The organism is Prauserella marina (assembly GCF_002240355.1).
GTDB lineage: Bacteria > Actinomycetota > Actinomycetes > Mycobacteriales > Pseudonocardiaceae > Prauserella_A > Prauserella_A marina.
Genome location: NZ_CP016353.1, coordinates 1,431,447 through 1,453,598, shown reverse-complemented (window position 1 = coordinate 1,453,598; position 22,152 = coordinate 1,431,447). Strand labels below are relative to the sequence as shown.

19 protein-coding genes are annotated in these 22,152 nt (G+C 67.1%); 11 read left to right on the top strand and 8 right to left on the bottom strand.

Annotation, left to right across the window (positions count from 1 at the left end):
- Positions 1–11: 11 nt before the first annotated feature.
- A complete protein-coding gene (locus tag BAY61_RS06625) occupies positions 12–722 on the top strand; it encodes a SagB/ThcOx family dehydrogenase (protein ID WP_091799847.1) in 711 nt (236 codons plus the stop codon).
- 51 nt (positions 723–773) lie between these two features.
- On the opposite strand, the gene BAY61_RS06620 is transcribed toward BAY61_RS06625, so the two are convergent.
- The 5 genes from BAY61_RS06620 to BAY61_RS06600 form a co-directional block, all read right to left on the bottom strand.
- The gene (locus BAY61_RS06620; RefSeq protein ID WP_245865870.1) at positions 774–1,745 is read right to left on the bottom strand and encodes a hypothetical protein; all 972 of its coding nucleotides are present in this window, start codon (positions 1,743–1,745) and stop codon (positions 774–776) included.
- Between the two features lie 96 nt (positions 1,746–1,841).
- A complete protein-coding gene (locus BAY61_RS06615; protein ID WP_091799844.1) occupies positions 1,842–2,462 on the bottom strand; it encodes a hypothetical protein in 621 nt (206 codons plus the stop codon).
- Positions 2,463–2,743: 281 nt separating this feature from the next.
- A complete protein-coding gene (locus BAY61_RS06610; RefSeq protein ID WP_143021346.1) occupies positions 2,744–3,664 on the bottom strand; it encodes a hypothetical protein in 921 nt (306 codons plus the stop codon).
- A gap of 46 nt (positions 3,665–3,710) precedes the next feature.
- Positions 3,711–5,195 (bottom strand): DUF6801 domain-containing protein, encoded by a 1,485-nt coding sequence (locus BAY61_RS06605; protein ID WP_091799838.1) that lies wholly within the window; start codon positions 5,193–5,195, stop codon positions 3,711–3,713.
- A 154-nt stretch (positions 5,196–5,349) separates the two neighbouring features.
- Positions 5,350–6,000, bottom strand: a complete 651-nt coding sequence (locus BAY61_RS06600; RefSeq protein WP_143021345.1) for a hypothetical protein — start codon at positions 5,998–6,000, stop codon at positions 5,350–5,352.
- 1,036 nt (positions 6,001–7,036) lie between these two features.
- On the opposite strand from BAY61_RS06600, the gene BAY61_RS06595 reads away from it, so the two are divergent.
- From BAY61_RS06595 to BAY61_RS06550, 10 genes are read left to right on the top strand one after another with little or no spacing between them, the layout of a single operon-like run.
- Entirely contained in the window at positions 7,037–7,840 is an 804-nt protein-coding gene (locus tag BAY61_RS06595; protein WP_091799832.1) for an MlaE family ABC transporter permease, read from the top strand.
- Positions 7,841–7,844: 4 nt separating this feature from the next.
- Positions 7,845–8,690 (top strand): MlaE family ABC transporter permease, encoded by an 846-nt coding sequence (locus BAY61_RS06590; protein ID WP_091799829.1) that lies wholly within the window; start codon positions 7,845–7,847, stop codon positions 8,688–8,690.
- A complete protein-coding gene (locus BAY61_RS06585; protein ID WP_091799826.1) occupies positions 8,687–9,961 on the top strand; it encodes an MCE family protein in 1,275 nt (424 codons plus the stop codon). The genes BAY61_RS06590 and BAY61_RS06585 overlap by 4 nt, the downstream gene beginning before the upstream one ends.
- Positions 9,958–10,968: an MCE family protein gene (locus BAY61_RS06580; protein ID WP_091799823.1), complete on the top strand. Its 1,011-nt coding sequence runs from the start codon at positions 9,958–9,960 to the stop codon at positions 10,966–10,968. The genes BAY61_RS06585 and BAY61_RS06580 overlap by 4 nt, the downstream gene beginning before the upstream one ends.
- Complete coding sequence (locus BAY61_RS06575; protein ID WP_091799820.1) at positions 10,965–11,960, top strand: MCE family protein; 996 nt, start codon at positions 10,965–10,967, stop codon at positions 11,958–11,960. Before BAY61_RS06580 ends, BAY61_RS06575 begins: the two co-directional genes overlap by 4 nt.
- Complete coding sequence (locus tag BAY61_RS06570) at positions 11,957–12,964, top strand: MCE family protein (protein WP_091799817.1); 1,008 nt, start codon at positions 11,957–11,959, stop codon at positions 12,962–12,964. The genes BAY61_RS06575 and BAY61_RS06570 overlap by 4 nt, the downstream gene beginning before the upstream one ends.
- Positions 12,961–14,022, top strand: a complete 1,062-nt coding sequence (locus BAY61_RS06565) for an MCE family protein (protein ID WP_091799814.1) — start codon at positions 12,961–12,963, stop codon at positions 14,020–14,022. The genes BAY61_RS06570 and BAY61_RS06565 overlap by 4 nt, the downstream gene beginning before the upstream one ends.
- Positions 14,022–15,215 (top strand): MCE family protein, encoded by a 1,194-nt coding sequence (locus BAY61_RS06560; protein ID WP_091799794.1) that lies wholly within the window; start codon positions 14,022–14,024, stop codon positions 15,213–15,215. The genes BAY61_RS06565 and BAY61_RS06560 overlap by 1 nt, the downstream gene beginning before the upstream one ends.
- Entirely contained in the window at positions 15,200–15,709 is a 510-nt protein-coding gene (locus BAY61_RS06555) for a hypothetical protein (RefSeq protein WP_091799791.1), read from the top strand. Before BAY61_RS06560 ends, BAY61_RS06555 begins: the two co-directional genes overlap by 16 nt.
- Complete coding sequence (locus BAY61_RS06550) at positions 15,706–16,239, top strand: hypothetical protein (RefSeq protein WP_245865867.1); 534 nt, start codon at positions 15,706–15,708, stop codon at positions 16,237–16,239. Before BAY61_RS06555 ends, BAY61_RS06550 begins: the two co-directional genes overlap by 4 nt.
- Here the strand turns inward: BAY61_RS06550 and BAY61_RS06545 are convergent.
- The 3 genes from BAY61_RS06545 to BAY61_RS06535 form a co-directional block, all read right to left on the bottom strand.
- Positions 16,217–17,485, bottom strand: a complete 1,269-nt coding sequence (locus BAY61_RS06545) for a PucR family transcriptional regulator (RefSeq protein WP_245865864.1) — start codon at positions 17,483–17,485, stop codon at positions 16,217–16,219. The two genes, BAY61_RS06550 and BAY61_RS06545, sit on opposite strands and share 23 nt — an antisense overlap.
- Positions 17,486–17,806: 321 nt before the next feature.
- Positions 17,807–18,367: a hypothetical protein gene (locus tag BAY61_RS06540; RefSeq protein ID WP_094168481.1), complete on the bottom strand. Its 561-nt coding sequence runs from the start codon at positions 18,365–18,367 to the stop codon at positions 17,807–17,809.
- A 266-nt stretch (positions 18,368–18,633) separates the two neighbouring features.
- Positions 18,634–22,017 (bottom strand): pyruvate carboxylase, encoded by a 3,384-nt coding sequence (locus BAY61_RS06535; protein ID WP_091799788.1) that lies wholly within the window; start codon positions 22,015–22,017, stop codon positions 18,634–18,636.
- Positions 22,018–22,152 lie beyond the last annotated feature (135 nt).

The window sequence follows — 22,152 nt, the reverse complement described above, 5'->3', positions numbered from 1 at the left end:
CGGAGGTGTTGATGAGTGGCCGGGAAACCACCGAGCGTGCACTCGCGGTACACCGGCTGCTGAATTCGCAGACCAGCACGAACGGTCACCAGCTCACCACGGGCAGGCGGTTTCCGCTGCCGGACGTTCATCCTCCGCGCGCCGACCTTGTCGCGACCCTGGCGAGGCGACGTTCCGCATACGACTACGCCGACCGGGACCTCGAACTGACCGCGTTGAGCGCGCTGCTGCGGTTTTCCGTCGGGGTGCAGCGTTTCGTTCCCGCGTTCGGAGTCAGCGACTATCCGCTAGGCATGGCGCCGAGCGCGGGCGGGCTCGACGTGCTGCGCGCCTACGTCGTCGTCCGCAAGGCCGAACAGCTCAAACCGGGCGTTTACCGCTACGAGGCCGTTTCGCACGAACTGGTCGAACTCGACGACGAGGATCCGCTGCCCGCACTGAAAAACGTGTACCTGCAACCGGAGTTCGTCCCGCGAGCCGCCGTGTCGCTCGCCCTGACCGCCAGGCTCGACGTGGCCTTCGACAAGTATCCGCTGCGCCACTACCGGACGGTGCACGTCGACTCCGGCCTCGCCGTACAGAACCTGTACCTGATCGCGACGGCCCTCGGTCTTTCCTGTTGCGCGGTGTCCGGTTTCGACGATGCCGCGTTGTCGGCGCTACTGGGACTGCCTGGCCCTGAGATCCCCACCATGGTGTTCGCGGCTGGCCACTCGGAATAGTCCGAAATAGTCGTTGCCCGGCAACCATCGGGTTGCCGGGCAACGGATCGGTCACCGCACGGCGGCGTGCCAGTGCTCGGAAAGGCGCTGTCCCTGGTCAGGCGCGAAGGTCAGCGGTGTGAAGTGGCCACCGAACGCGGTTTGCGTGCTGTTCAGCACGAAACTGTTCTCCCCAGCCGGAGACGGCAGCCCGAGTTGCAGGTTGACCGCCCAGTCGAGAGCGCCGAACAGACCACAACCATTGGCTCCGGGAACGCTGAACGTGTTGTCGGCCTGATCGGCGCCGCTGGCGCCGACGTATCCCATCTGACCGGCAGGGTCGAGGGTTCCGTCCTCGTCGAAGCGCACGGGTGCCACGGCCGGCCTCGTGGTGTTGGCGGGGCGCAGCACGATGGGGTTGGAGTTCGAACCGAGGTAGCAGTTCGAACCCAGAATCGGGTTGTCGAGGCGGATCTTGATGGGCAGGTTGACGATCGGCTGGTCGACGCCGATACCGGCGACGAAGTTGAACTGGCTCGGAGCGCCCGCCGGTTCGACGTAGGCGGTGATGGCATTGAGCTTCGCGTCGGCGAGCCTGTCGCAGATGCCGGAGATCACCGGGATGTCGCTGGGGCACATCAGGTTCAGCAGCCCGCCCGGCACTTTCACCGGCGCCGACGACAGCGCGCCACCCGAGGGGGAGACCACCGTGAACGTCGAACCGGCTCGGGTCACCCCGAACTGGAGATCCGTTTTGCCGACCGGGACGGTTTTGCCGCCGATCTGCATCGTGCCGCTGTCACCGCTCGCGGCAAGGCACAGCGCCGCCGTCTGCGCGCCGTCCGCGGCGAGCATCGCGGGAGCGTCGACGGGACAACGGTTCAGCGGTGCCCACGCACCCGCGAGGGTGGGTGGTTCCGCCGCGCTCGCGGGAACGGCGCCCGCGATCACGGCGGCTCCGGCCGCCGCCGCGACCCCGGTCGCGACAAGGCTGCGGCGGAGGCGGCTGCGCCCCGCCCGGCGGCGCACTCTCAACCCGAACATGGTTTCTCGCTTCCTCTTCGAGGTGGTGCGTGACGTCGAGCCGCTGACCGGGTCGCACCTGGCCCGGTCGTCCGCCCCCGCGTTTGTGTGCCGCCGCTAGGAGACGACCGGGAACGGTGGTCCGGAAATCTGGTAAGCGGCGGTGAATCCGACCGGATCACCGGCGTTGACGAGACCAAGGCAGGTGGCCCCGGCGCCGACGTGCAGCGGCGCGATCCCCGGCGGCAGCGGACCGCCAGGCGAGAAGTCCAGCCCGCCGAGGTTGTCGTAGCTGAACGTCGCGTGCCCCGCGACGTCGAAATCGCAGCCTAAAGCCGAGTAGTGCAGGTCGACCGGGCCGAGGTACATGGTGGAGATCTGGGTGCCCGAGTTGTAGCCGGTGACGACGATGTCGCCGACCGAGCCGGTGACCGTGACCGGATTGGAGCCAGCGAGACAACTCGTCAGCGTCAGCGAAACGTCGCCGATGTCGGCGGGCGTCGTGAAGCCGCCGCTGCTGACGGACAACGACATCGGGGAGAACGCGCACTCTACGAAGACGACGCCGTTCACGGTCAGTGTCGCCGGGCCGGGCGAGAGCCCGGCACTGTAGCTCCCGCCGTTGGTGACGGTAACGGCCTGCTGCGCCGACGCCGCCGGGGCGGCGAGGAAGATCGCGGCAATGACCGTGATACCGGCGAGCAGCCTGGCCATCGCCGTTCGGCCCATCGTCCTCATTGGTCACTCCACTCTCGTCAAGACGTGGTTATCGTCAGCGGTGGACTCGGATCGGTCACCGTGAAAGTGCCGGTGAATTGGATCCGGTCGCCAGGGTTGTAGAGGCCGAAACAACCAACGGCGTCGTCGTTCACGCGGAGAGGTTCGACACCTGCGGGAAGTGTCAAGTCAGATGCGAACTCGACTGGGTCTTCACGGGTAACCGCGCCACGCTGCGGCTACCAGCCAATCCGGACATTCTCATGGCCAACCGCCTCCCTTCGGTGTTCCTCACTGACCCGTCAGGTTTCCGGCAACGCTGGGGGACACCCAGCCTCGCCTGCTTCGAAGCAGACCCCGCCCTGTCGCACCTCGATGGCGTTCCCCGGTCCGGAAACCGCTTGGGTGATCAGCGAATCGAGACTGCCATTTGGGCCACACCCTGTGAATGGCGGAATGGTGGCGGAGCCCGTCAACGTTCCGCCGTATGCCAGCGAGTACTCGCCGGGCTGCTCGGGCATCGCTTGGCCGGAGCTTCCATATAGGACGGTGTCGATGGGTTCCTGGGTCCGGCAGTTCGGACCGACATCGTAGGAAGCCCCGTTGACACGCACGTCGGCAAGCCGAACCGACATACTCGCGCCGGTCTCGAAGAAAAGCGGAAATCGTCTGAAGTTGTCGGTGTACAGACGCTGTTCGATCCGCGATAGCGCGGCGAAAACGGGTTCGGCCATCGTCAGTTCCAGTATCGCTTCCACCGTCCCGATGCCGTCGGCGACGACAGTGGGCGTGGCAACGAGTGGATCCACCGCGAGGCGAGATTCAGTCACGATCGCACCGCTACAGGTGTAATCGCCGAACTGATCCACACCGGCGTCGCAGGGCTGATTCCCTCGCGCCCGACCATAGTCGGCGCGCAGAAAGCCCGGCTCGACGTCACCGAAGACGATGTCGCCTTCCAGTTTCGCGACATCGACCGTCATCGTGAAATACGCGCAGCCGAGGTTCACACTCGGATCGTCGACCGGAGTGTCGAAGCAGCCTTCCGGCGGCGCCGATTGCTGATTCGCGATGGGTGGTGCAGAGGTGCCGAGCCCCTCATCCGCTGACGCGGCGCCGGGCAAAGTGACCAGCGATAGTCCGAGAAGACCGGCAGCCAGCAGGCGGGTCCGTCCACGACGCCCGAGCCAAGCCACGGTACAAGGACATTCGAGATCACTCACAGCGTTTCCCTCCCAGTTCGTCAGGACGGGTCATTCACCGTCAGGCTCAGTCCCGACCAAGATCAGCGAGCGGCGGCGGGCACACACCGTTGCCCAATTTGAAACAGACATCGCCCTGGCTTACCCGGGTGTAGTTGCCAGGGCCGGAAACCGTGCCGGTCAAGAGTGGATCGAGGTCTTCGGTGACACCGCAACCCGAGAACGGCGGAATGGTGATCGTTCCGGTGATGACACCGCCGTAGGCCACCGAGTACTCGTCCAGCAAGATCGGCACGGCCTGCGCGGACTGTCCGTTGAACACGACTGTGAAGGGATGCGCTGACCGGCAATCGGGTCCGACGTCGAGTGGTACCCCGTTCACCTCGACGTCATACATACGCAGGGTCATCATCCCCTCCGCTCTTACCAGCAAGGGGAACCTGCGGAAGTTGTCAGCGGTGTACAACCGTTGTTCGATGCGGCTCTCAGCAGCGATGATCGGATTCTCCTCGGACACCGTCATCGCCACCTTCGCCTTGACTGGTACGAACCCGAAGGACAGCAACGTAGGGTCAGCGGTAGGCACGTCCAACGTGAGCCTCGAATGGGTCACGATGGCGCCGGTACAGGTGTAGTCACCGAAGCGATCGGTACCCGCGTCGCAGGGTTGATTGCCTCGCGCTACCCCGTAATCGACCCGCATCAACATCGGTTCCGGTGAACCGAGTAACACCGCACCGTTCAATTTCTTGACATTCGCGTATCCGGCCTGGAAAGCACAGCCGAGATACGGTGATGGATCCTCGACGGGCACCTCGAAGCAGTTCTCGGGGGTCTCCTGCTGCACACCCGGCAACGGCAGACCTTCGGCGCGGGGCATGGACTTCGCGTCCGAGTCGCCGGGTTCCGCGCCAGGGGTTTCCGGCGTGCTGCTGTCCGGCGCCGTCGACTCCCCGCCGACCGGCAGCGTCGCCAGCACGGCGTTCTGCTCTGGCTGAAGTTCGCACGCCACCGCGGTGACAGGTGGCTCAGCCGACGAGCCATCCGCCCGGAAACCATTCAGGCTCAACGCAAGCGCGCCCGCTGACACCGTCAGCTCGCCCGGCTCGGCGACCTCGATCGCGGGCACCGGGCCGGACGCCGCCAAAGTCAGCTCGCCCGCCTCCGGCAGTGCCGTCGCCGGGATCGCCAGATCCGGCCAGCTCGACTCCGCCCCCGACGCGGTGACGCTGAGGGCGGCGGTCCCGCCCGCCATCGTCGCGCCCTGCCCCCTCAGTTCGGCCGCGGCAACCTCGGGCAACACCACGTCGAGGTTGACCGCCTCGACCGCGACCGGCTGTCCCGTCACCGCGTTCGCGGGGAACAACGCCTTGACGGTGACCGTGGCGGGGTACGACGTCGTCGGCGAGTGACATGTGTAGCCAAGGGCGAGTTCGACCTGCTGGCCGGCCAGCGCGCTGCCCTGGGAGACAAGGCCCGCCGCCAGCAACCCCGCGATCAGCGGGGCGGAAACCAGAATCGCTCTGCGTGGTCTCGATCCGGCACGGCTCACGAGTCACCACCTCGCCGGGTATCGAGCGGGGAACGCGGGCGAACGAGCATGGTGGGGCCAATCTCGCGATGCGCTGGCTGGCAGCGGAAGTACAAGGAAAGTCGCCGTGGTGCGGGCTGGCTGATCGCCACCCACACCACGGCGGATTCTCGGCCTAGCTGATGATGATCGGGCTTGCCGGGTTGGTGACGTTGTAGGCGGCCCCGTAGCTCAACTGGTCGCCGGGGTTCACCAGGCCGAAGCAGCCGACGATGCTGGTCGGCGACAACGGCGCGACACCGGCTGGCAACGCGACGGCCGGGTCCATCGTCAGCACGTTGGCGTTGTTGTACCTGCCAGGCGCGTGACCGACGACGTCGAAGTCGCAGCCCGCCATCGACACGTGCACGTCAACCGGTCCGACGTAGCCGGTCGATGTGCCACCGGAGGTTCCGGTGATCACCAGGTCGTAGGGCTGGCTACCCGGGTTCGGTACCGCGGTGCCAGGGCCGAGCGGCCCGTCACAGTTGTTGAACGTGACGTTCAAGTCGCCCACGTCCGCGGGTGTCGTGTAGGAACCCGAGTTGATCGAACCGTTGGCCGTGGAAGCACGGACGCTGCCCGAGGTCACACAGAAGAAGTCGACCCCGCTGGTGACGTTGCGCAGATCGACCCTGTCGGTGTGCGCGGCGACCGCGTTGTTGCCATTCGGGTTGGTCACGGTGATCGCCTGCTGCGCGAACGCCGCAGGCGCCGCCGCGATGGCGACCGCAGCGCCCATCGCGAGAAAACCGGTCACTGCCGCGGCCATCCGTCTATTACGCATGAGTGCATTCCTCCACCAGTTTGTCGAGCAAATGGTTTCGAGCGAAGTGAACTCGCGGGCACGTGGCAGACCACGGCCGCGACCTGGTGCACGCAGTGCGGCAGGTCCCGGAGAGAACTATCCCAAACCTACCGGCGAGTACGTTAGCCGGTTCACCTGGCGTTTACAACAAAGTTCGGCAGGGATCCGCAGTACCGCTGTGCCGAACGGACCATCGATTGTCACAACGTGACAGAAACCGTCGCGGAAATCCTTCTCATCGGCAGGACATCACGCGTTGACCCGCGTCGGCACGGAGAACACTCACGGTTCGACAAAGTTCCTCCGGGTTCTTGCACGGGCCGCACAAAAGGATCGCCTTGACTGTCGACTTTCCGGCCTCACTATCGCATTCGCACCATTCAGGATTCACGAACCGACCGGAAAGGACCGGCCAGGGAAAAGGCGAATGCCGCATAACGGGACGTCCATCGTCGCGGCGAAATTCGCCTCCCCTCGGCACCGAGTCGGCGGCCACCGCGAGGACGGCGGCGCCTGAGCACTCCGACTACCACCATGAACGACGGCACAGCGCGGGCGAACACGGCAACACGAGGAAGGCCGAGCGAAGCCCTCGAATTCCGAAAACAGCCGCACCGAAGACGCGGAGAAAAAGCAGAACAATAAACGGGAGACGTTTCGCGAATTCTTGCCGACGAAGCGTCCGGCCAACCTTTTCACCCCGGCAAGAAACACTTGCCGTGCCCCTTGCTGCCGACGCGGACTTACCGGATCGATGACAACCGACTCCCGCGACCTGGACTTTTCCGCCACAACACTCACCGCGGCACAAGATCCGGGCAGCGCTTTTGTCGAAAACTGACAAGAACTGATCCGTAACCAATGACCACATGGCACGTTCTTGTCAGTACACGCATGCACCGTTAGCGTACTGGCAAGTAACAAACATTCTCGATGAACGACGCTGCAACCGTTTCTACCACTGTTTCGCAGCATTCGGAGTAAACGGTGAGAGAAACCAGCGAAGGAGGTTGTGGTGGCAGTCGACGCCGACCGCCGCCGCCGGGACAGGTTCCCCGGCGCGGCGGCGATCCGGCAAACCGGACGACTCTACGCGCTCGCGTTCGACGTCATCCGCTACATCCCCCGGCGGCCCTTCCAGTTCCGTGAGTTCATCCAGCAATTCTGGTTCATCGCAAGCGTATCCATCCTGCCGACCGCGCTGGTCGCGATCCCGTTCGGCGGCGTCATCGCACTACACGTCGGCTCGCTCACCAACCAGATCGGCGCGCAGTCGTTCACCGGAGCGGCGAGCGTGCTCGCGATCATCCAGCAGGCGAGCCCCATCGTCACCGCGCTGCTGATCGCGGGAGCCGGTGGTTCGGCCATTTGCGCCGACCTCGGATCGCGCACCATCCGCGAGGAAATCGACGCCATGGAAGTACTCGGCGTCTCCCCCGTCCAGCGCCTCATCGTGCCGAGAGTCCTCGCCGCGATGGGCGTCGCGCTGTTCCTCAACGGCATGGTCAGCGTCGTCGGCGTACTCGGCGGCTACTTCTTCAACGTCGTGATGCAGGGCGGGACGCCCGGCGCCTACCTGGCGAGTTTCTCCGCGCTCGCCCAGTTGCCCGACCTGTGGATCAGCGAGATCAAAGCGGTCATTTTCGGGTTCGTCGCCGGTGTCGTCGCCGCGTACCGGGGACTGCACCCCGCCGCGGGGCCGAAAGGCGTCGGCGACGCGGTCAACCAGTCCGTCGTCATCACCTTCCTGTTGCTGTTCCTGCTGAACGTGGCGCTGTCGACCGTGTACCTGCAACTCGTGCCGCCTAAGGGGATGTGAGGGGATGGTCACCACACCACGGTCGCGGATCGCGCTCGACTCGATCGACAGGCAGTTCGGCTTCCTCGACACGCTCGGCGACGCCATCCTGTTTTTCCTGCGCGCGCTCGCCTGGGTGCCGAGGGCGCTTCGCCGCTACTACACCGAAATCATCCGGCTGCTGGCCGAGGTCAGTTTCGGCAGCGGCGCGCTCGCCGTCATCGGCGGCACGATCGGCGTGATGCTCGGGATGACCCTGTTCACCGGTGTCGTCGTGGGAATCCAGGGATACACCGCGCTGAGCCAGGTCGGCACCGCGGCCTTCGCCGGGTTCATCTCCGCCTACTTCAACACCCGCGAGATCGCGCCGCTCGTGGCGGGGCTCGCGCTGTCGGCGACCGTCGGCTGCGGCTTCACCGCGCAACTCGGCGCGATGCGGATCTCGGAGGAGATCGACGCGCTTGAGGTCATGGGCATCCCCAGCATTCCCTACCTGGTGACCACCAGGATCATCGCGGGATTCGTGGCCATCATCCCGCTCTACGCCATCGGACTGCTCAGTTCCTACATCGCCTCGCGGCAGGTCACGGTGTGGTTCCTCGGCCAGTCGGCAGGCACCTACGACCACTACTTCGAACTGTTCCTTCCACCGGAGGACGTGCTCTGGTCCTTCGGGAAGGTGCTGCTGTTCAGCGTTGTCGTCGTACTGACCCACTGCTATTACGGCTACCGCGCCAGCGGAGGGCCGGCCGGGGTGGGCGTCGCGGTCGGCAGGGCGGTGCGCACCGCGATCGTCGCGGTCGCGGTGCTCGACTTCTTCCTCAGCCTCGCGATCTGGGGCGCCACGACGACCGTGCGGGTGGCCGGATGAGACCGACATTGGCACGCAAACTGGGAATCCGCGCGGCGGGCGTCGCGTTCCTGCTCGTGATGGCGCTGCTCATCACGCTGTCGGTGCGCATCTACAACAAGGACTTCGTCTCGTCGGTCATGGTCACCCTGCACACCGACAGGGTCGGCAACCAGCTCAGGGTCAACGCCGACGTCAAGGCGCGGGGCGTGATCGTCGGCGACGTCAGGGACATCCGCGCCACCGGCGACGGTGCCGAGATCAGCCTCGCGCTCGATCCCGCCACCGTCGAGCGGCTGCCGAAGGACGTCGCCGCGCTGCTGATCCCGAAGACCCTCTTCGGCGAACGCTACGTCCAACTGTCCATTCCCGACGGAAGCAACCAGCCTCCGTTGCGCGAGGGCGACGTGATCTCGCAGGACAGGTCGGCCAACGCGATCGAACTGGAACGCGTCTTCGACAATCTGCTGCCGGTGTTGCAGGCCGTGCAGCCGCAGAAACTCGCCAGCACGCTCACCGCGGCCTCCACCGCGCTCGACGGCAGGGGCGCGCAACTCGGCAACACGCTGGCCGAGGCCGCGAACTACTTCGAGGAGTTCAACCCGAGCCTGCCCCGGTTCAACGAGAACATCCGCGACCTCGCCACCGTGAGCGACCTCTACGGCGACATCGCCCCCGACGTTCTCGACGCGCTGACCGACACCGCCGTCACCCTCGGCACCATCAAGGAAAAGGCGGGCGAGCTGAACCTGCTCTACGCACAGGTGACCTCGACGTCGCAGGACGTCACGGGATTCCTGCGCGCCAACAAGGACAACCTCATCGGTCTCGCCGCGACCAGCCGCGAACCGCTGGAGGTCGCCGCACGCTACTCACCGAGCTTCCCCTGCACCCTCAAGGCACTCAACGACCTGCGGGCCTCCATGGACAAGGTGCTCGGCAAGGACAGCGCCGAACCGGGCCTGCACCTGAGCGCCACGGTGACGCAGTCGAGAGGCGCGTACCGGCCGGGGATCGACACCCCCGCCTACACCGCGACCGGAGGCCCGCGCTGCTACCCGAGCGGGGTCGCCCCGACGGCGGGAGTCGCCGCGGCGGAACCCGGCAGCAGGACCCATCCCCTGTTGCCGGGTTCCGGAGGGGACCTCGGATTGCCGAACTCGCCGCAGGAGAGGGAATTGCTGTCGAGCCTGCTCGCGCCGGAACTCGACGTCGTGCCGGGTGAGGTACCGGAATGGAGCAGCGTGCTCGTCGGGCCGCTGTACCGGGGAACCGAGGTGACTCTCGAATGAGAAAGATCGCGGCACCACTGATCAAGGGCCTCGTGTTCGTCCTCGTCACCGGACTCGCCACGGCGATACTCGCGATCTCCGTCTCCAACACCGGAGTGCAGGACCGGACCGGCTACGCGGCGAGGTTCACCGACGCGACCTCGCTCAACCCCGGCGACGACGTGCGCGTCTCCGGCGTCCGCGTCGGACAGGTCGACTCGCTTGAGGTGGTCGACCAGCACATCGCGCTCGTCCGGTTCTCCGTCGACAGCAGCAGGCAACTGCCGAGCGACGTCACCGCGACCATCAGGTACCGCAACATGATCGGCCAGCGCTACATCGCGCTTGAGCGAGGACCGCAACCCGACAGCACTCCGCTGCCTCCCGGCACCGAGATCCCGCTCGACCGCACGCAACCCGCGCTCGACCTGACCGAGCTGTTCAACGGCTTCCAGCCGCTGTTTCGCGCACTGTCGCCTCAGGACGTCAACCAGCTCTCCGGCGAGATCGTTCAGGTGCTGCAAGGGGAAGGCGGAACGGTGGAGAGCCTGCTCGCCCACACCGGGTCGCTGACCTCGACGCTCGCCGACAAGGACCAGGTCATCGGCGAGGTGATCGACAACCTCAACTCGGTGCTCGCCACCGTCAACAACGAGGGCGACGCACTGTCCACACTGGTCTCCACGACGCAACAGCTGGTGTCGGGGCTGGCCAGTGACCGCGAAGCCATCGGCGAGGCCGTCGACGGGCTCGCCTCGCTCACCACCGCGACGGCGGGGCTTTTCGAAGCCGCGCGGCCCCCGCTCAAGGACAGCATCGCCGAACTCGGGGTGCTCTCGGCCAACCTCAACAGCGGCTCGGCCGACATCAACAGGACGCTCGACGTGCTGCCGAGGAAGTTCACCGACATCGGGCGGATCAGCTCCTACGGCACCTGGATGAACTTCTACCTGTGCGAGGGAACGTTGCTGACCGACCCGCCGAAGTCCACCAACCCAGGACCGCTTCCGGCGAGGTGTACCCGATGAAGTCCTTCCGCGAACGCAACGCCTTCACCACCGGCATCGTGGGAACGGCGCTCATCGCCGCCGTCGGCGCCGCGATCCTCAACTACGAGAACCTTCCCCTCATCGGCACCGGAACCAGTTTCCAGGCCGAGTTCAGCGAAGCGGCAGGGCTCCAGCCCTCCAACGAGGTCCGCGTCGCCGGGATCAAGGTCGGCGAGGTCACCGACGTCGAACTCGCCGAGGACAGGGTGCTGGTGACCTTCCGCGTCTCCGACACCTGGGTCGGCGACCGCAGCACGGCCGAGATCAAGATCAAGACGTTGCTCGGTCAGAAGTTCCTGAACCTCTACCCCAGCGGCAACGACGTGCAGGACCCCGATGTCGCCATCCCGCTCGACCGCACCACGACGCCCTACGACGTGACCACGGCCTTCGAAGGTCTCGCCAGCACGGCGGCCGCGCTCGACACCGACCAGCTCGCGGAAAGCTTCCGCACGCTTTCGGACGCCTTCCGGGACTCGCCGCAACACGTGCGCACCGCGCTCGACGGGCTCAGCTCGCTTTCGCGGACCATCGCCTCCCGCGACAACCAGCTCGCCGACCTGCTGAGCAACGCGCACACCATCACCAAGACGCTGGCCGGTTCGAACGACGAATTCGAAACCCTCATCAACGACGGCAACCTGTTGCTGACCGAACTGGACAATCGCAGAGACGCCATCCACCGGCTGCTCACCGGAACCCGGTCACTGGCGGATCAGGTGTCGGGGCTCGTCGCCGACAACCAGGCCCAGCTCTCGCCGACGCTGGAACAACTCGGTCACGTCACCGACATCCTGCAACGGCAGAACGACAACATCGACCGCAGCATCAAGCTCGCCGCGCCCTACTTCCGGGTCGTCAACAACACCATCGGCAACGGCCACTGGATCGACAACTACCTGTGCGGCCTCGTGCCGGAGAACCGCGACCCCTGCGTCCCGCCCCGCATCTCATCGGGAGGTGGCCGATGACCACGACCCGGATGCGGCTCCGGCTGACCAGGATCGGCGCGCTCGCCCTCGTCGCCGGGCTCTTCCTCGCCGCCGTACTGTGGTGGGTTTTCGCCCGCGAGACCGACAATCGCGTCACCGCCTACTTCACCCGCGCCGTCGGCGTCTACTCCGGATCGGACGTGCGAGTACTCGGCGTCAGGGTGGGGCAGGTCGAGTCGGTCACGCCGAAGGGCGAACAGGTCGAGGTCGTGATGACCGTGGAAAGGGACGCGCCGGTCGCCACCAACACGCACGCCGTCATCGTCGCGCCCAGCGTCGTCGCCGACCGCTACGTACAGCTTTCCGACCTGGCACGGGGCGGTCCCTCACTGACCGACGGGACCGTGATCCCCGCGACGCGCACGGCGACCCCCGTCGAACTCGACGAGCTGTACACGAGCCTCAATGACCTCGTCACCGCGCTCGGCCCTGACGGAGCCAACGGCGAGGGGGCGCTGTCGGACCTGCTCGACACCGGGGCGGCCAACATGCGCGGCAACGGCACGGCGCTTTCGGAGAGCATCCGCAACTTCGCCGACCTGACCCGCACCCTCAGCGGTTCGGAGGGCGATCTGTTCGGCACCATCGACGAACTCCAGAAGTTCACCGACATGCTGGCGGGCAACGACAGCCAGGTACGCCTCGTCGCCGACCAGCTGTCCCGCGTGTGGCAGACCCTTTCCGCGGACAGGGAGGAACTGGCCGCCGCGCTCAACACGCTCGGCACGGCGCTCGCCGACGTACAGGCGTTCATCAAGGACAACAGGGCCGCGATTCAGGCCAATGTGGACAAACTGGCCGGAACGACACAGACGCTGGTGAACAACAGGGCCTCGCTGGCCGAAGTTCTCGACGACATCCCGCTCGCCGTCGAGAACGCCTACAACACCTTCGATCCCTCCAGCGGCACCATGCAGGGCAGGACCAACCTGCTCGAATACCTTCCGATCGCCCCGACGAGCACAACCGGCGGTGGCCCATGAGAAAAGCCGGAGTCCTGCTGTGTGCCGCGCTGCTCGGCGCGACGGCGGCCTGCGCGCCGGCCGGGTTCGACGGCATCTACGATCTTCCGCTGCCAGGCGGCGCCGACCTCGGCGACCACCCCTACCGGGTCACCGCGCAGTTCAGGGACGTACTCGACCTCGTCCCCCACTCCGCGGTCAAGGTCAACGACGTCGCGGTCGGCAGGGTCGAGTCCATCGGGCTCGGCGGCAAGGACGACTGGACCGCGCAGGTGGTGCTCTCCGTCAACGGCGACATCACACTGCCCGCCAACGCCGTGGCCAACATCCGGCAATCCAGCCTGCTCGGCGAGAAGTTCGTCGAACTGGCCGCACCCCGCAACGAAACCGAAGCCGGTATCGGCGAACTCGGCGACGGCGCGCTGATCCCGCTCACGCGGACCAACCGGCATCCCGAGGTCGAGGAGGTGTTCGGCGCGCTGTCGCTGCTGCTCAACGGCGGCGGCATCGGTCAGCTGCAAACCATCACCAGGGAACTCAACGACGTCATGGACGGCAACGAGAAGGAGATCAAGTCGTTCCTGACCGGCGTCGACACCCTCATGACCAACCTCGACCAGCACCGCACCGACATCACCGCCGCGCTCGACGGGCTCAACCGGCTCGCCTCGACCCTTGCCGAACGCGACGAGGCGATCACCGGAGCGCTCAACAACCTCTCGCCAGGGCTCGCCGCGCTCAGCGAGCAGCGCACGGCGCTGGTCACCATGCTGCAATCGCTCGACGAACTCTCCGATGTCACGGTCGACGTCATCAACCGCAGCAAGGACGACATGGTCGCCGACCTCAAGGCACTCGCGCCCTTGCTCGGCAGGCTCGCCGACGCGGGCCAGAACCTGCCGCAGGCGCTGGAGATCCTGCCCACCTTCCCGTTCACCGACGCGGTACTCGACGGCCTCAAAGGCGACTACCTCAACGCGTTCGTCGAAATCACCCCTTCGGCCGGGTACACCGAACCCATCCCGCCGCTGCCGATTCCGCCGACGTCCGTCGCGCCGACCGAAGGGGGGACTCCCTGATGCTCAGCGCCAAGATCCGCGTCCAGGTCATCGCCTTCATCGCCGTCGCGCTCGCCGCCGTCGCCTTGGTCGGAGCCAACTACGCGGGCCTCGGCAGGCTTTTCGGCGCGGGCGGCTACGTCGTCAAGCTCGAACTTTCCGAGGCGGGCGGCATCTTCACCAACGGCGAGGTCACCTACCGGGGCGTGGCCATCGGCAGGATCGGCGAACTGCGGCTCACCGACACCGGCATGGAAGCCGACCTGCTCATCGATTCCTCCGCGCCGCCGATCCCCACGAACTCCCGCGCCGTCGTCGCCAACCGATCCGCCGTCGGCGAGCAGTACGTCGACCTGCAACCCCGCACCGAGGACGGGCCCTACCTCGACGAGGGCGCCATCATTCCCCGCGAGGCATCGACACTTCCGCTGCCCGTCGAGAACCTGCTCGGCAGCCTCAGCGACTTCACCGAATCGGTGCCGACCGATTCGCTGCGGGTCGTGGTCGACGAGTTCTACAACGCGCTGCACGGGACGGGCCCTAGCCTGCAACTGCTGCTCGACACGTCAAGTTCGCTCACCCGCACCGCTACCGACTTTCTGCCACAGACGACGGCGCTCATCGACGACGGCGCCACCGTGCTGCGCACGCAGGCCGATTCGGCGCAGGCCTGGCGTTCCTTCGGCAGCAACGCGAAGCTGTTCGCCGCCGAACTCGCCGGAGCCGACGGCGACCTGCGCACCCTCATCGGCACGGCGCCGCAGGCGGCGACCCAGCTCAGCGGACTGCTCAAGGACACCGACCCTGGGCTTTCCATCCTCGTCGCGAACCTGCTCACCACGGCAAGGCTGTTCGAAGCGCGCACCGACGGCATGGAACAGTTCTTCGTGCTGACGCCCAAAGCCGTCGCCTCGACCTCGACGGCCATCACGCCCGACGGCGGAAACCTGTCGCTGGCACTGACTTTCTTCGATCCGCTTCCCTGCGTGCGGGGCTACGAGGGCACCACCTATCGTCCCGGCACCGACACCTCGCCCGCGCCGTTCAACACCTCGGCCGCCTGCACCCTGCCGGGGGGCGACCCCAGATCCGTGCGCGGATCGCAGAACTCCCCGGTCGGCGGGGTTCCGGCCGCGGCGGTTCCCGGAACGGGCAACGCCCCGCTCTCTTCCGTTTCGACCACCCTGGAGGAGTTGCTGTGGCTGACAAAGTGACCAGAATCGCCGCCGGAGTGCTCGCCGCCGCCGCGGTCTACGCGGGCTGGGGCGGCTGGTCGTGGATCAGCACGAAGGGCGACGACACCCTGTCCTACGCCCAAGCCCGCGACGAGGCGCTTGCCCAGGGCCGCGCCCGCGTCGCCGAGGTCACCACCCTCGACTACCACGACATCGACGGTGGCATCGGCAGATGGGTCGCCGCGTCGACGGGACCGCTACGCGACGAATTCGCCGGGACCGGCAAGGAAACCAAGAACACGTTGCGGGACAACGAAACCGTCGCCACCGGGAAGGTACTCGAAGCCGCGATCAGCGATCTCGACCAGCGCGCGGGAACAGCGACCATGCTCGTCTCCGTCGAGATCACCACCGCGAAGGAAGGCGCCGAACCGGCGACCGCCCGCAACCGGTTCACCGCACGACTGCAACACACCGACGGCGAGTGGAAACTCAGCGCGCTCAACCAGGTTCCCCTCGGAGGTGCGTCGTGATCGCGCTCAAGAACGTGCGCGACAAGGCCGCCGGGCACCGGCTCGCGGTCGTGTTCGCCATCGCCGCCGCCGTACTCTTCGGGCTGGGAACGTGGTTCACCGTCGAGGCAAGCGGCCTGCGCTCCTCGCCATCGGCGAGCAACGAGGCGCTGGTCGACCAGCAACGCACCGCAGAGGTCAACGCCGGAGTCACCAGGGCGCTCAACACCGTGTTCTCCTACGCCTTCGACGACATCGGCACAACCGAGAAGGCCGCGAGCGAAGTACTGAGAGGCCAGGCACTCGACACCTACCGGGACCTTTTCGCGAGGGTGCGCGAACAAGCACCCGAGCAACGGCTTTCGCTGACGACACAGGTGGTCGGCTCCGCGGTGCTCTCCCTCACCGGCGACCGCGCCACCGTGCTCGCGTTCCTCGACCAGTCGGCGACCAGGGCCGACGGCAAGCCCGGCGTCGCGGCGGCTCAGCTGCTGGTGACCGCCCAGCGCGAAGGTGAGGGCTGGGTCATCACCGAACTGGCGCCACGCTAGGAAGCCCGGCGAGCGCGCGAGGTGCCGTCCGGGACAGCGACGTCGCCGCTGTCTTGCCGAGCCGCAGCATGCGCAGCGCCAATTCCAGTTCGAACCGGGATTCCGGGTCGTGCAGGCGTTCCCCGAACATGGCTTCGAGCTGGCGCATCCGGTAGCGCACCGTCTGCGGATGCACCGCGAGTTTTCCGGCGACGTCGAGCACGTTTCCCTGCGCGTCGAGCCACGCCCGCAACGTCGTCAGCATCCGGTCCCGCTGCTTGCTCGTGAGCCCCTCCATCAGGCCGTACAGCCTGCGCCGCAACTGCCCGGCCAGCGATTCGTCGGAATGCAGCAGCAACAGCGGAAGGCGGTCCTGCACCCACGTCACCCGCAGCGCGGGCAACGAACCCTCGTCGACGAGGTTCAGTGTCTTCCTCGACCAGCGCAGCGCGTCGGCGACCGCGTCGAGCGGCACGCAAGGGCCGATCGCCAGGCGCGACTCCGGCATCGCCGCCTGCAACATCAGCAGGCGCTGCTTCGTCAGCTCGCCGGGAACCAGCACGTGCGGCTCCCTGCCGCCCAGTTCGGCAAGGATCTCGGGGTCGAGCGCGGGATGCCCCGGTGAGGCCGAGCGGTAAAGCGGGCGCACCGCGATCGGTGTCGCCAGCTCCGGAACCGGCCAGTTGACGAGCTGCGCCAGCTCGTGGATCGCCTCGGACGGCGCGGAAGGGCGTTCGAGAATGAGTTGCAGCAAACGTCTTCGCCACGTGTCCAACGCGTCGGCAGAGCCCGCCTTGGCCTCAAGGTAGCCATCGAGGGCCACCGAGGCGAGCTCGTCCATGAAAGCCAGCATGGCGTCGGCGAGCTGCGACATCACCGCCGACGAGAAACCGCTCCTCCTGCCGACCCGCATGATGCGCCGCCACGCCACCCTCGCGCCGACCCGGTAGGCGGCCTGCAAGGTGTCGAGGCTGCGGCCCTCCCGCATCTCGAACTGGCCCAGCCTCCTGTGCACTTCGTGGGCATGATCCTTCGAGGCGGTCGGATTGGCGATCTGCTCGACGAACAAGGCGATCGCGTGGCTCACGCCCGCGCGGATCGACTTTCCGTAGGGTCCGTCGATCGGCCGCCGGTATTCGGGAATCAGCCCCCGGATCTCGGTCACGATCTCCTCGGAAACACTTTCCAGTTCCGGCCGCATGATGTCGGCGAGCCGCCCAGGCAGCACCACCGAATCGGCCGAATCGTCCAGTACGCGCCCGGTCACGGTCACAGCTCCTTCCCCGCAGCCTTGAGGGGTGACACCGGACACATCGAAAGCGGGCGGCGAAATGTATCACCCTGGTAGCAAAAGCCCCGGTTTTCTGATGTCTGGTGACAAAATTTCGTACCCGGCCTGCGTGAGAGGAACAAAAGCGAGGGGTGGATCCGCCGTGCGGCGTAGCCGGTCGGCGGCGCGGGCCGGGTAGCCGGTGCGGGCCGGGGTAGGCGGGCGGCGGGTCTGGTGGAGTGCCGAGTTCCGCGCTGGGGTCGGCGAGATCCGCACTCAGGGCACCGAGATCTGCGTTCAGGTTGCCGAGATCCGCACTCAGGGCATCGAGATGCCCATTCGGGGCACGGGCACCGGCACGGGCGCACGTCGGGAGCGTGTCTCGCGAACGTGCTTCGCGGACCGCGTCCCGAACGGGCACCTCGCATCCACGTCAGCCCCAAAGGCGTGTGCGGGGAACTCGCCGACCCGAACGCAGAACTCGCCGACCTGGGCGGGGAACTCGCCGACCCGAACGCAGAACTCGCCGACCTGGGCGGGGAACTCGCCGACCTGGGCGGGGAACTCGGCGACCTGAGTGCGGATCTCGCCGTCCTGAGTGCAGAACTCGCCGACCTGGGCGGGGAACTCGCCGACCTGAGTGCGGATCTCGCCGTCCTGAGTGCAGAACTCGCCGACCTGGGCGGGGAACTCGCCGACCTGAGTGCGGATCTCGCCGTCCTGAGTGCAGAACTCGCCGACCTGGGCGGGGAACTCGCCGACCTGGGCGGGGAACTCGGCGACCTGAGTGCGGATCTCGCCGTCCTGAGTGCAGAACTCGGCGGCCTGGGCGGGGGACTCGCGGGCGAGAAGGTTCCGGGCTGGGTGGTGGTCCAGCACTCACCCAGCCCGGCGCTCGTACTCGGCATCCAGCCGCACCCCACCGGCCATACCAGCGCACCACGCAGTCGCACCACGCGGCCACGCCATACCAGCACCACGCGGCCGCACCACGCGGCCACGTCAGCCACGCCACACCAACCCACCACACGACCACACCGGCCATGCCACTCGGCCACGCCAGCCCGCAACGCGGCCAGCCGCGCCACACCGGCCACGCCACGGGAGCCCACCACGCGACCACGCCGACTGGTCGCGGCGCTCGGTCACTCCAGGACGATCAGCAGGTCACCGCCTTCGACCTGCTGCACCGAGTTGATCGCCAGTCGTTGCACGATGCCACCCACCTGCGCGGTGATGGCGGCTTCCATCTTCATCGCCTCGATGGTCGCGACAGTGTCCCCCGCTTCGATCGTGTCGCCCTCGGCGACCTGCGCCGTGACCACCCCAGCGAACGGAGCGGCGACGTGCCGGTCGTTGCCCTTGTCCGCCTTCTCCTTCGCGGGCAGGTCGGCCGCGACCGAAAGGTCCCGCACCTGGATGGGCCTGAGCTGACCGTTGAGCGTGGCCATGACGGTCCGCACACCGCGCTCGTCGGCCTCGCCGATGGCCTCCAGTTCGATGAGCAGCCGAACGCCCTGTTCGAGATCGACCGAGTACTCCTCGCCCGGCCGCAAGCCGTAGAAGAAGTCCTTGCTCGGCAACACGCTCGTGTCGCCGTATGCCTCCTTGTGAGCGACGTACTCCTGGGTCGGCGCGGGGAACAGCAACCGGTTCAGCGTGCCGCGCCGGTCGGCGGCGAGGTCGCCCTTGTCCTCTTCGGACAGTTCGGCGACGGGTTTCGCGTTCGCCCTTCCCGCGAGTGCCTTGGTGCGGAACGGTTCGGGCCAGCCGCCAGGCGGGTCACCGAGTTCGCCGCGCAGGAACCCGATGACCGAGTCCGGGATGTCGTACTTGCCGGGGTCGGCCTCGAAGTCCTCCGGCGCGACGCCCGCGCCGACGAGGTGCAGCGCGAGGTCACCGACGACCTTCGAGGACGGCGTGACCTTCACGAGGTGACCGAGCATCCGGTCAGCCGCGGCGTACATGGCCTCGATGTCCTCGAACCGGTCGCCGAGACCGAGCGCCTTCGCCTGAGTACGCAGGTTGGAGAGCTGCCCTCCCGGGATCTCGTGGTGATAGACCCGCCCGGTCGGGGAGGCCAGCCCCGCCTCGAACGGCGCGTAGATCTTGCGCACGATCTCCCAGTACGGCTCCAGATCACCGATGGCCTGGAGATCCAAGCCCGTCGGCCTCGCCGAGAAGTCGGTCGCCGCCACGATCGCCGACAGCGACGGCTGCGAGGTGGTGCCCGCCATGGACGCGACGGCACCGTCGACCGCGTCGGCTCCCGCGTTGATCGCCGCGAGATAGCTGCCGAGCTGACCGCCAGCCGTGTCGTGCGTGTGGATGTGCACCGGAAGGTCGAATTCCTTGCGCAGCGCGGTGACCAGCTTCGCCGCGGCCGGTGCCCGCAGCAGTCCCGCCATGTCCTTGATCGCGAGCACGTGCGCGCCCGCGCCGACGATCTGCTCGGCGAGCTTGAGGTAGTAGTCGAGCGTGTACAGCTTCTCGGCCGGATCCGAAAGGTCCGAGGTGTAGCACAGCGCCACCTCGGCGACCGCCGTTCCCGTCGCGCGCACCGCGTCGATCGCGGGCCGCATCTGCTCGACGTCGTTGAGTGCGTCGAAGATGCGGAAGATGTCGATGCCGGTCCTGGTCGCCTCGTCGACGAACGCGTCGGTCACCTCGGTGGGATACGGGGTGTAGCCGACGGTGTTGCGTCCCCTCAGCAGCATCTGCAGGCACACGTTGGGGATCGCCTCACGCAGTCCGGCGAGCCGTTCCCACGGGTCCTCGGCGAGGAAGCGCAGCGCGACGTCGTAGGTCGCCCCGCCCCAGCATTCGACCGAAAGCAGCTGGGGAACGGTCTTGGCGACGACCGGCGCGATGGCGAGCAGGTCCTTGCTGCGCACCCTTGTCGCGAGCAGGGACTGGTGAGCGTCGCGGAAGGTGGTGTCGGTGACGCCGACATTCGGCGACTCCCGCATCCACCGGGCGAAGCCCTCCGGCCCGAGTTCAGTGAGCCGCTGCTTCGATCCCGGCGGCGGAGGACCGTCGGGCAGCGGCGGGATCTTGGTCTCCGGGTTGATGAGCCTCGGCCGTTCGCCGTTCGGTTTGTTGACCGTGACGTCGGCGAGGTAGTTGAGCAGGCGCGTGCCCCTGTCCGCGGAGTGCCGCGCGGTGAGCAGGTGCGGCCGTTCCTCGATGAACGCCGTGGTGACCCGGCCTTCCTGGAAGTCGGCGTCGTCGAGCACGGCTTGCAGGAACGGGATGTTCGTCGCCACACCGCGAATGCGGAACTCGGCGAGCGCCCTGCGCGCCCTTCCGACGGCGGTCTTGAACGTCCTTCCCCTGCACGTGAGCTTGACGAGCATCGAGTCGAAGTGCGCGCTGATCTCGGTGCCGGCGAAGGCGGTTCCGCCGTCGAGCCGGATGCCGGAGCCGCCAGGCGAGCGGTAGGCGCTGATCATGCCGGTGTCCGGCCGGAAGCCGTTGGCCGGATCCTCCGTGGTGATCCTGCACTGCATGGCGGCGCCGCGAAGGTAGACCGAGTCCTGGGTGAGGCCGAGCTCCGACAGCGTCTCACCCGCCGCGATCCGCAACTGCGACTGCACGAGGTCGACGTCGGTGACCTCCTCGGTCACCGTGTGCTCGACCTGGATGCGCGGGTTCATCTCGATGAAGACGTGGTTGCCGTCGCGGTCGACGAGGAATTCGACGGTGCCCGCGTTGCGGTAGCCGATCTGCTTCGCGAACTTGACCGCGTCGGCGCAGATCCGTTCCCGCAGTTCCGGATCCAGATTGGGCGCGGGGGCGAGTTCGATGACCTTCTGGTGCCGCCGCTGCACGGAACAGTCGCGCTCGTAGAGGTGGATGACGCCGTCCTCGCCACCGGTGCCGTCGCTGAGGATCTGCACCTCGATGTGGCGGGGCTCGACCACCGCCTTCTCCAGGAAGACGGTGGGGTCACCGAAGGCGGATTCGGCTTCCCTCGCCGCTGCCTCGATGGACTCCCTGAGCTGCTTGGGGTCGCCGACCCTGCGCATGCCGCGCCCGCCGCCACCGGCGACGGCCTTGACGAAGACGGGGAATCCGAGTTCGCCAGCCGCCTCGACCAGTTCGTCCACATCGGACGAGGGCGCCGACGAGCCGAGCACGGGCACGCCCGCCTCGCGGGCGGCGGCGACGGCGCGCGCCTTGTTGCCGGTCAGTTCGAGGATGTCGGCGGAAGGGCCGACGAAGGCGATTCCCGCTTCCTCGCACGCTCTGGCCAGATCGGGGTTCTCCGACAGAAATCCGTACCCGGGGTAGACGGCGTCGGCTCCGGCCATGCGAGCGGCGCGGACGACCTCGTCGACGGAGAGGTAGGCCCGCACGGGGTGGCCTTGCTCGCCGATCTCGTACGCCTCGTCGGCCTTGAGCCGGTGCAGTGAATTGCGATCCTCGTGCGGGAACACGGCGACCGTGCCCGCGCCCAGTTCGTAGGCAGCACGGAACGCGCGAATGGCGATCTCGCCCCTGTTGGCGACGAGCACTTTGCGGAACATCCCCGGTCCTTCCGGTTGCTCGGATCGGTCGCAGGCACGTTACCTCGAAAGTCCCGCTCTCCGGGAGTTCCATCCCAGGTGATGGACCTCATTCGGACCTCATCCGGAGAACGGGCCGAGGCACCGGCAACCACG

Excerpts from the sequence above, each read along its gene's own strand:
- BAY61_RS06535 (WP_091799788.1), bottom strand. The coding sequence starts at position 22,017 with ATGTTCCGCAAAGTGCTCGTCGCCAACAGGGGCGAGATCGCCATTCGC.
- BAY61_RS06600 (WP_143021345.1), bottom strand. The coding sequence starts at position 6,000 with ATGCGTAATAGACGGATGGCCGCGGCAGTGACCGGTTTTCTCGCGATG.
- BAY61_RS06615 (WP_091799844.1), bottom strand. The coding sequence starts at position 2,462 with ATGAGGACGATGGGCCGAACGGCGATGGCCAGGCTGCTCGCCGGTATC.
- BAY61_RS06565 (WP_091799814.1), top strand. The coding sequence starts at position 12,961 with ATGAGAAAAGCCGGAGTCCTGCTGTGTGCCGCGCTGCTCGGCGCGACG.
- BAY61_RS06580 (WP_091799823.1), top strand. The coding sequence starts at position 9,958 with ATGAGAAAGATCGCGGCACCACTGATCAAGGGCCTCGTGTTCGTCCTC.
- BAY61_RS06625 (WP_091799847.1), top strand. The coding sequence starts at position 12 with ATGAGTGGCCGGGAAACCACCGAGCGTGCACTCGCGGTACACCGGCTG.
- BAY61_RS06575 (WP_091799820.1), top strand. The coding sequence starts at position 10,965 with ATGAAGTCCTTCCGCGAACGCAACGCCTTCACCACCGGCATCGTGGGA.
- BAY61_RS06570 (WP_091799817.1), top strand. The coding sequence starts at position 11,957 with ATGACCACGACCCGGATGCGGCTCCGGCTGACCAGGATCGGCGCGCTC.
- BAY61_RS06590 (WP_091799829.1), top strand. The coding sequence starts at position 7,845 with ATGGTCACCACACCACGGTCGCGGATCGCGCTCGACTCGATCGACAGG.
- BAY61_RS06560 (WP_091799794.1), top strand. The coding sequence starts at position 14,022 with ATGCTCAGCGCCAAGATCCGCGTCCAGGTCATCGCCTTCATCGCCGTC.
- BAY61_RS06585 (WP_091799826.1), top strand. The coding sequence starts at position 8,687 with ATGAGACCGACATTGGCACGCAAACTGGGAATCCGCGCGGCGGGCGTC.
- BAY61_RS06620 (WP_245865870.1), bottom strand. The coding sequence starts at position 1,745 with ATGTTCGGGTTGAGAGTGCGCCGCCGGGCGGGGCGCAGCCGCCTCCGC.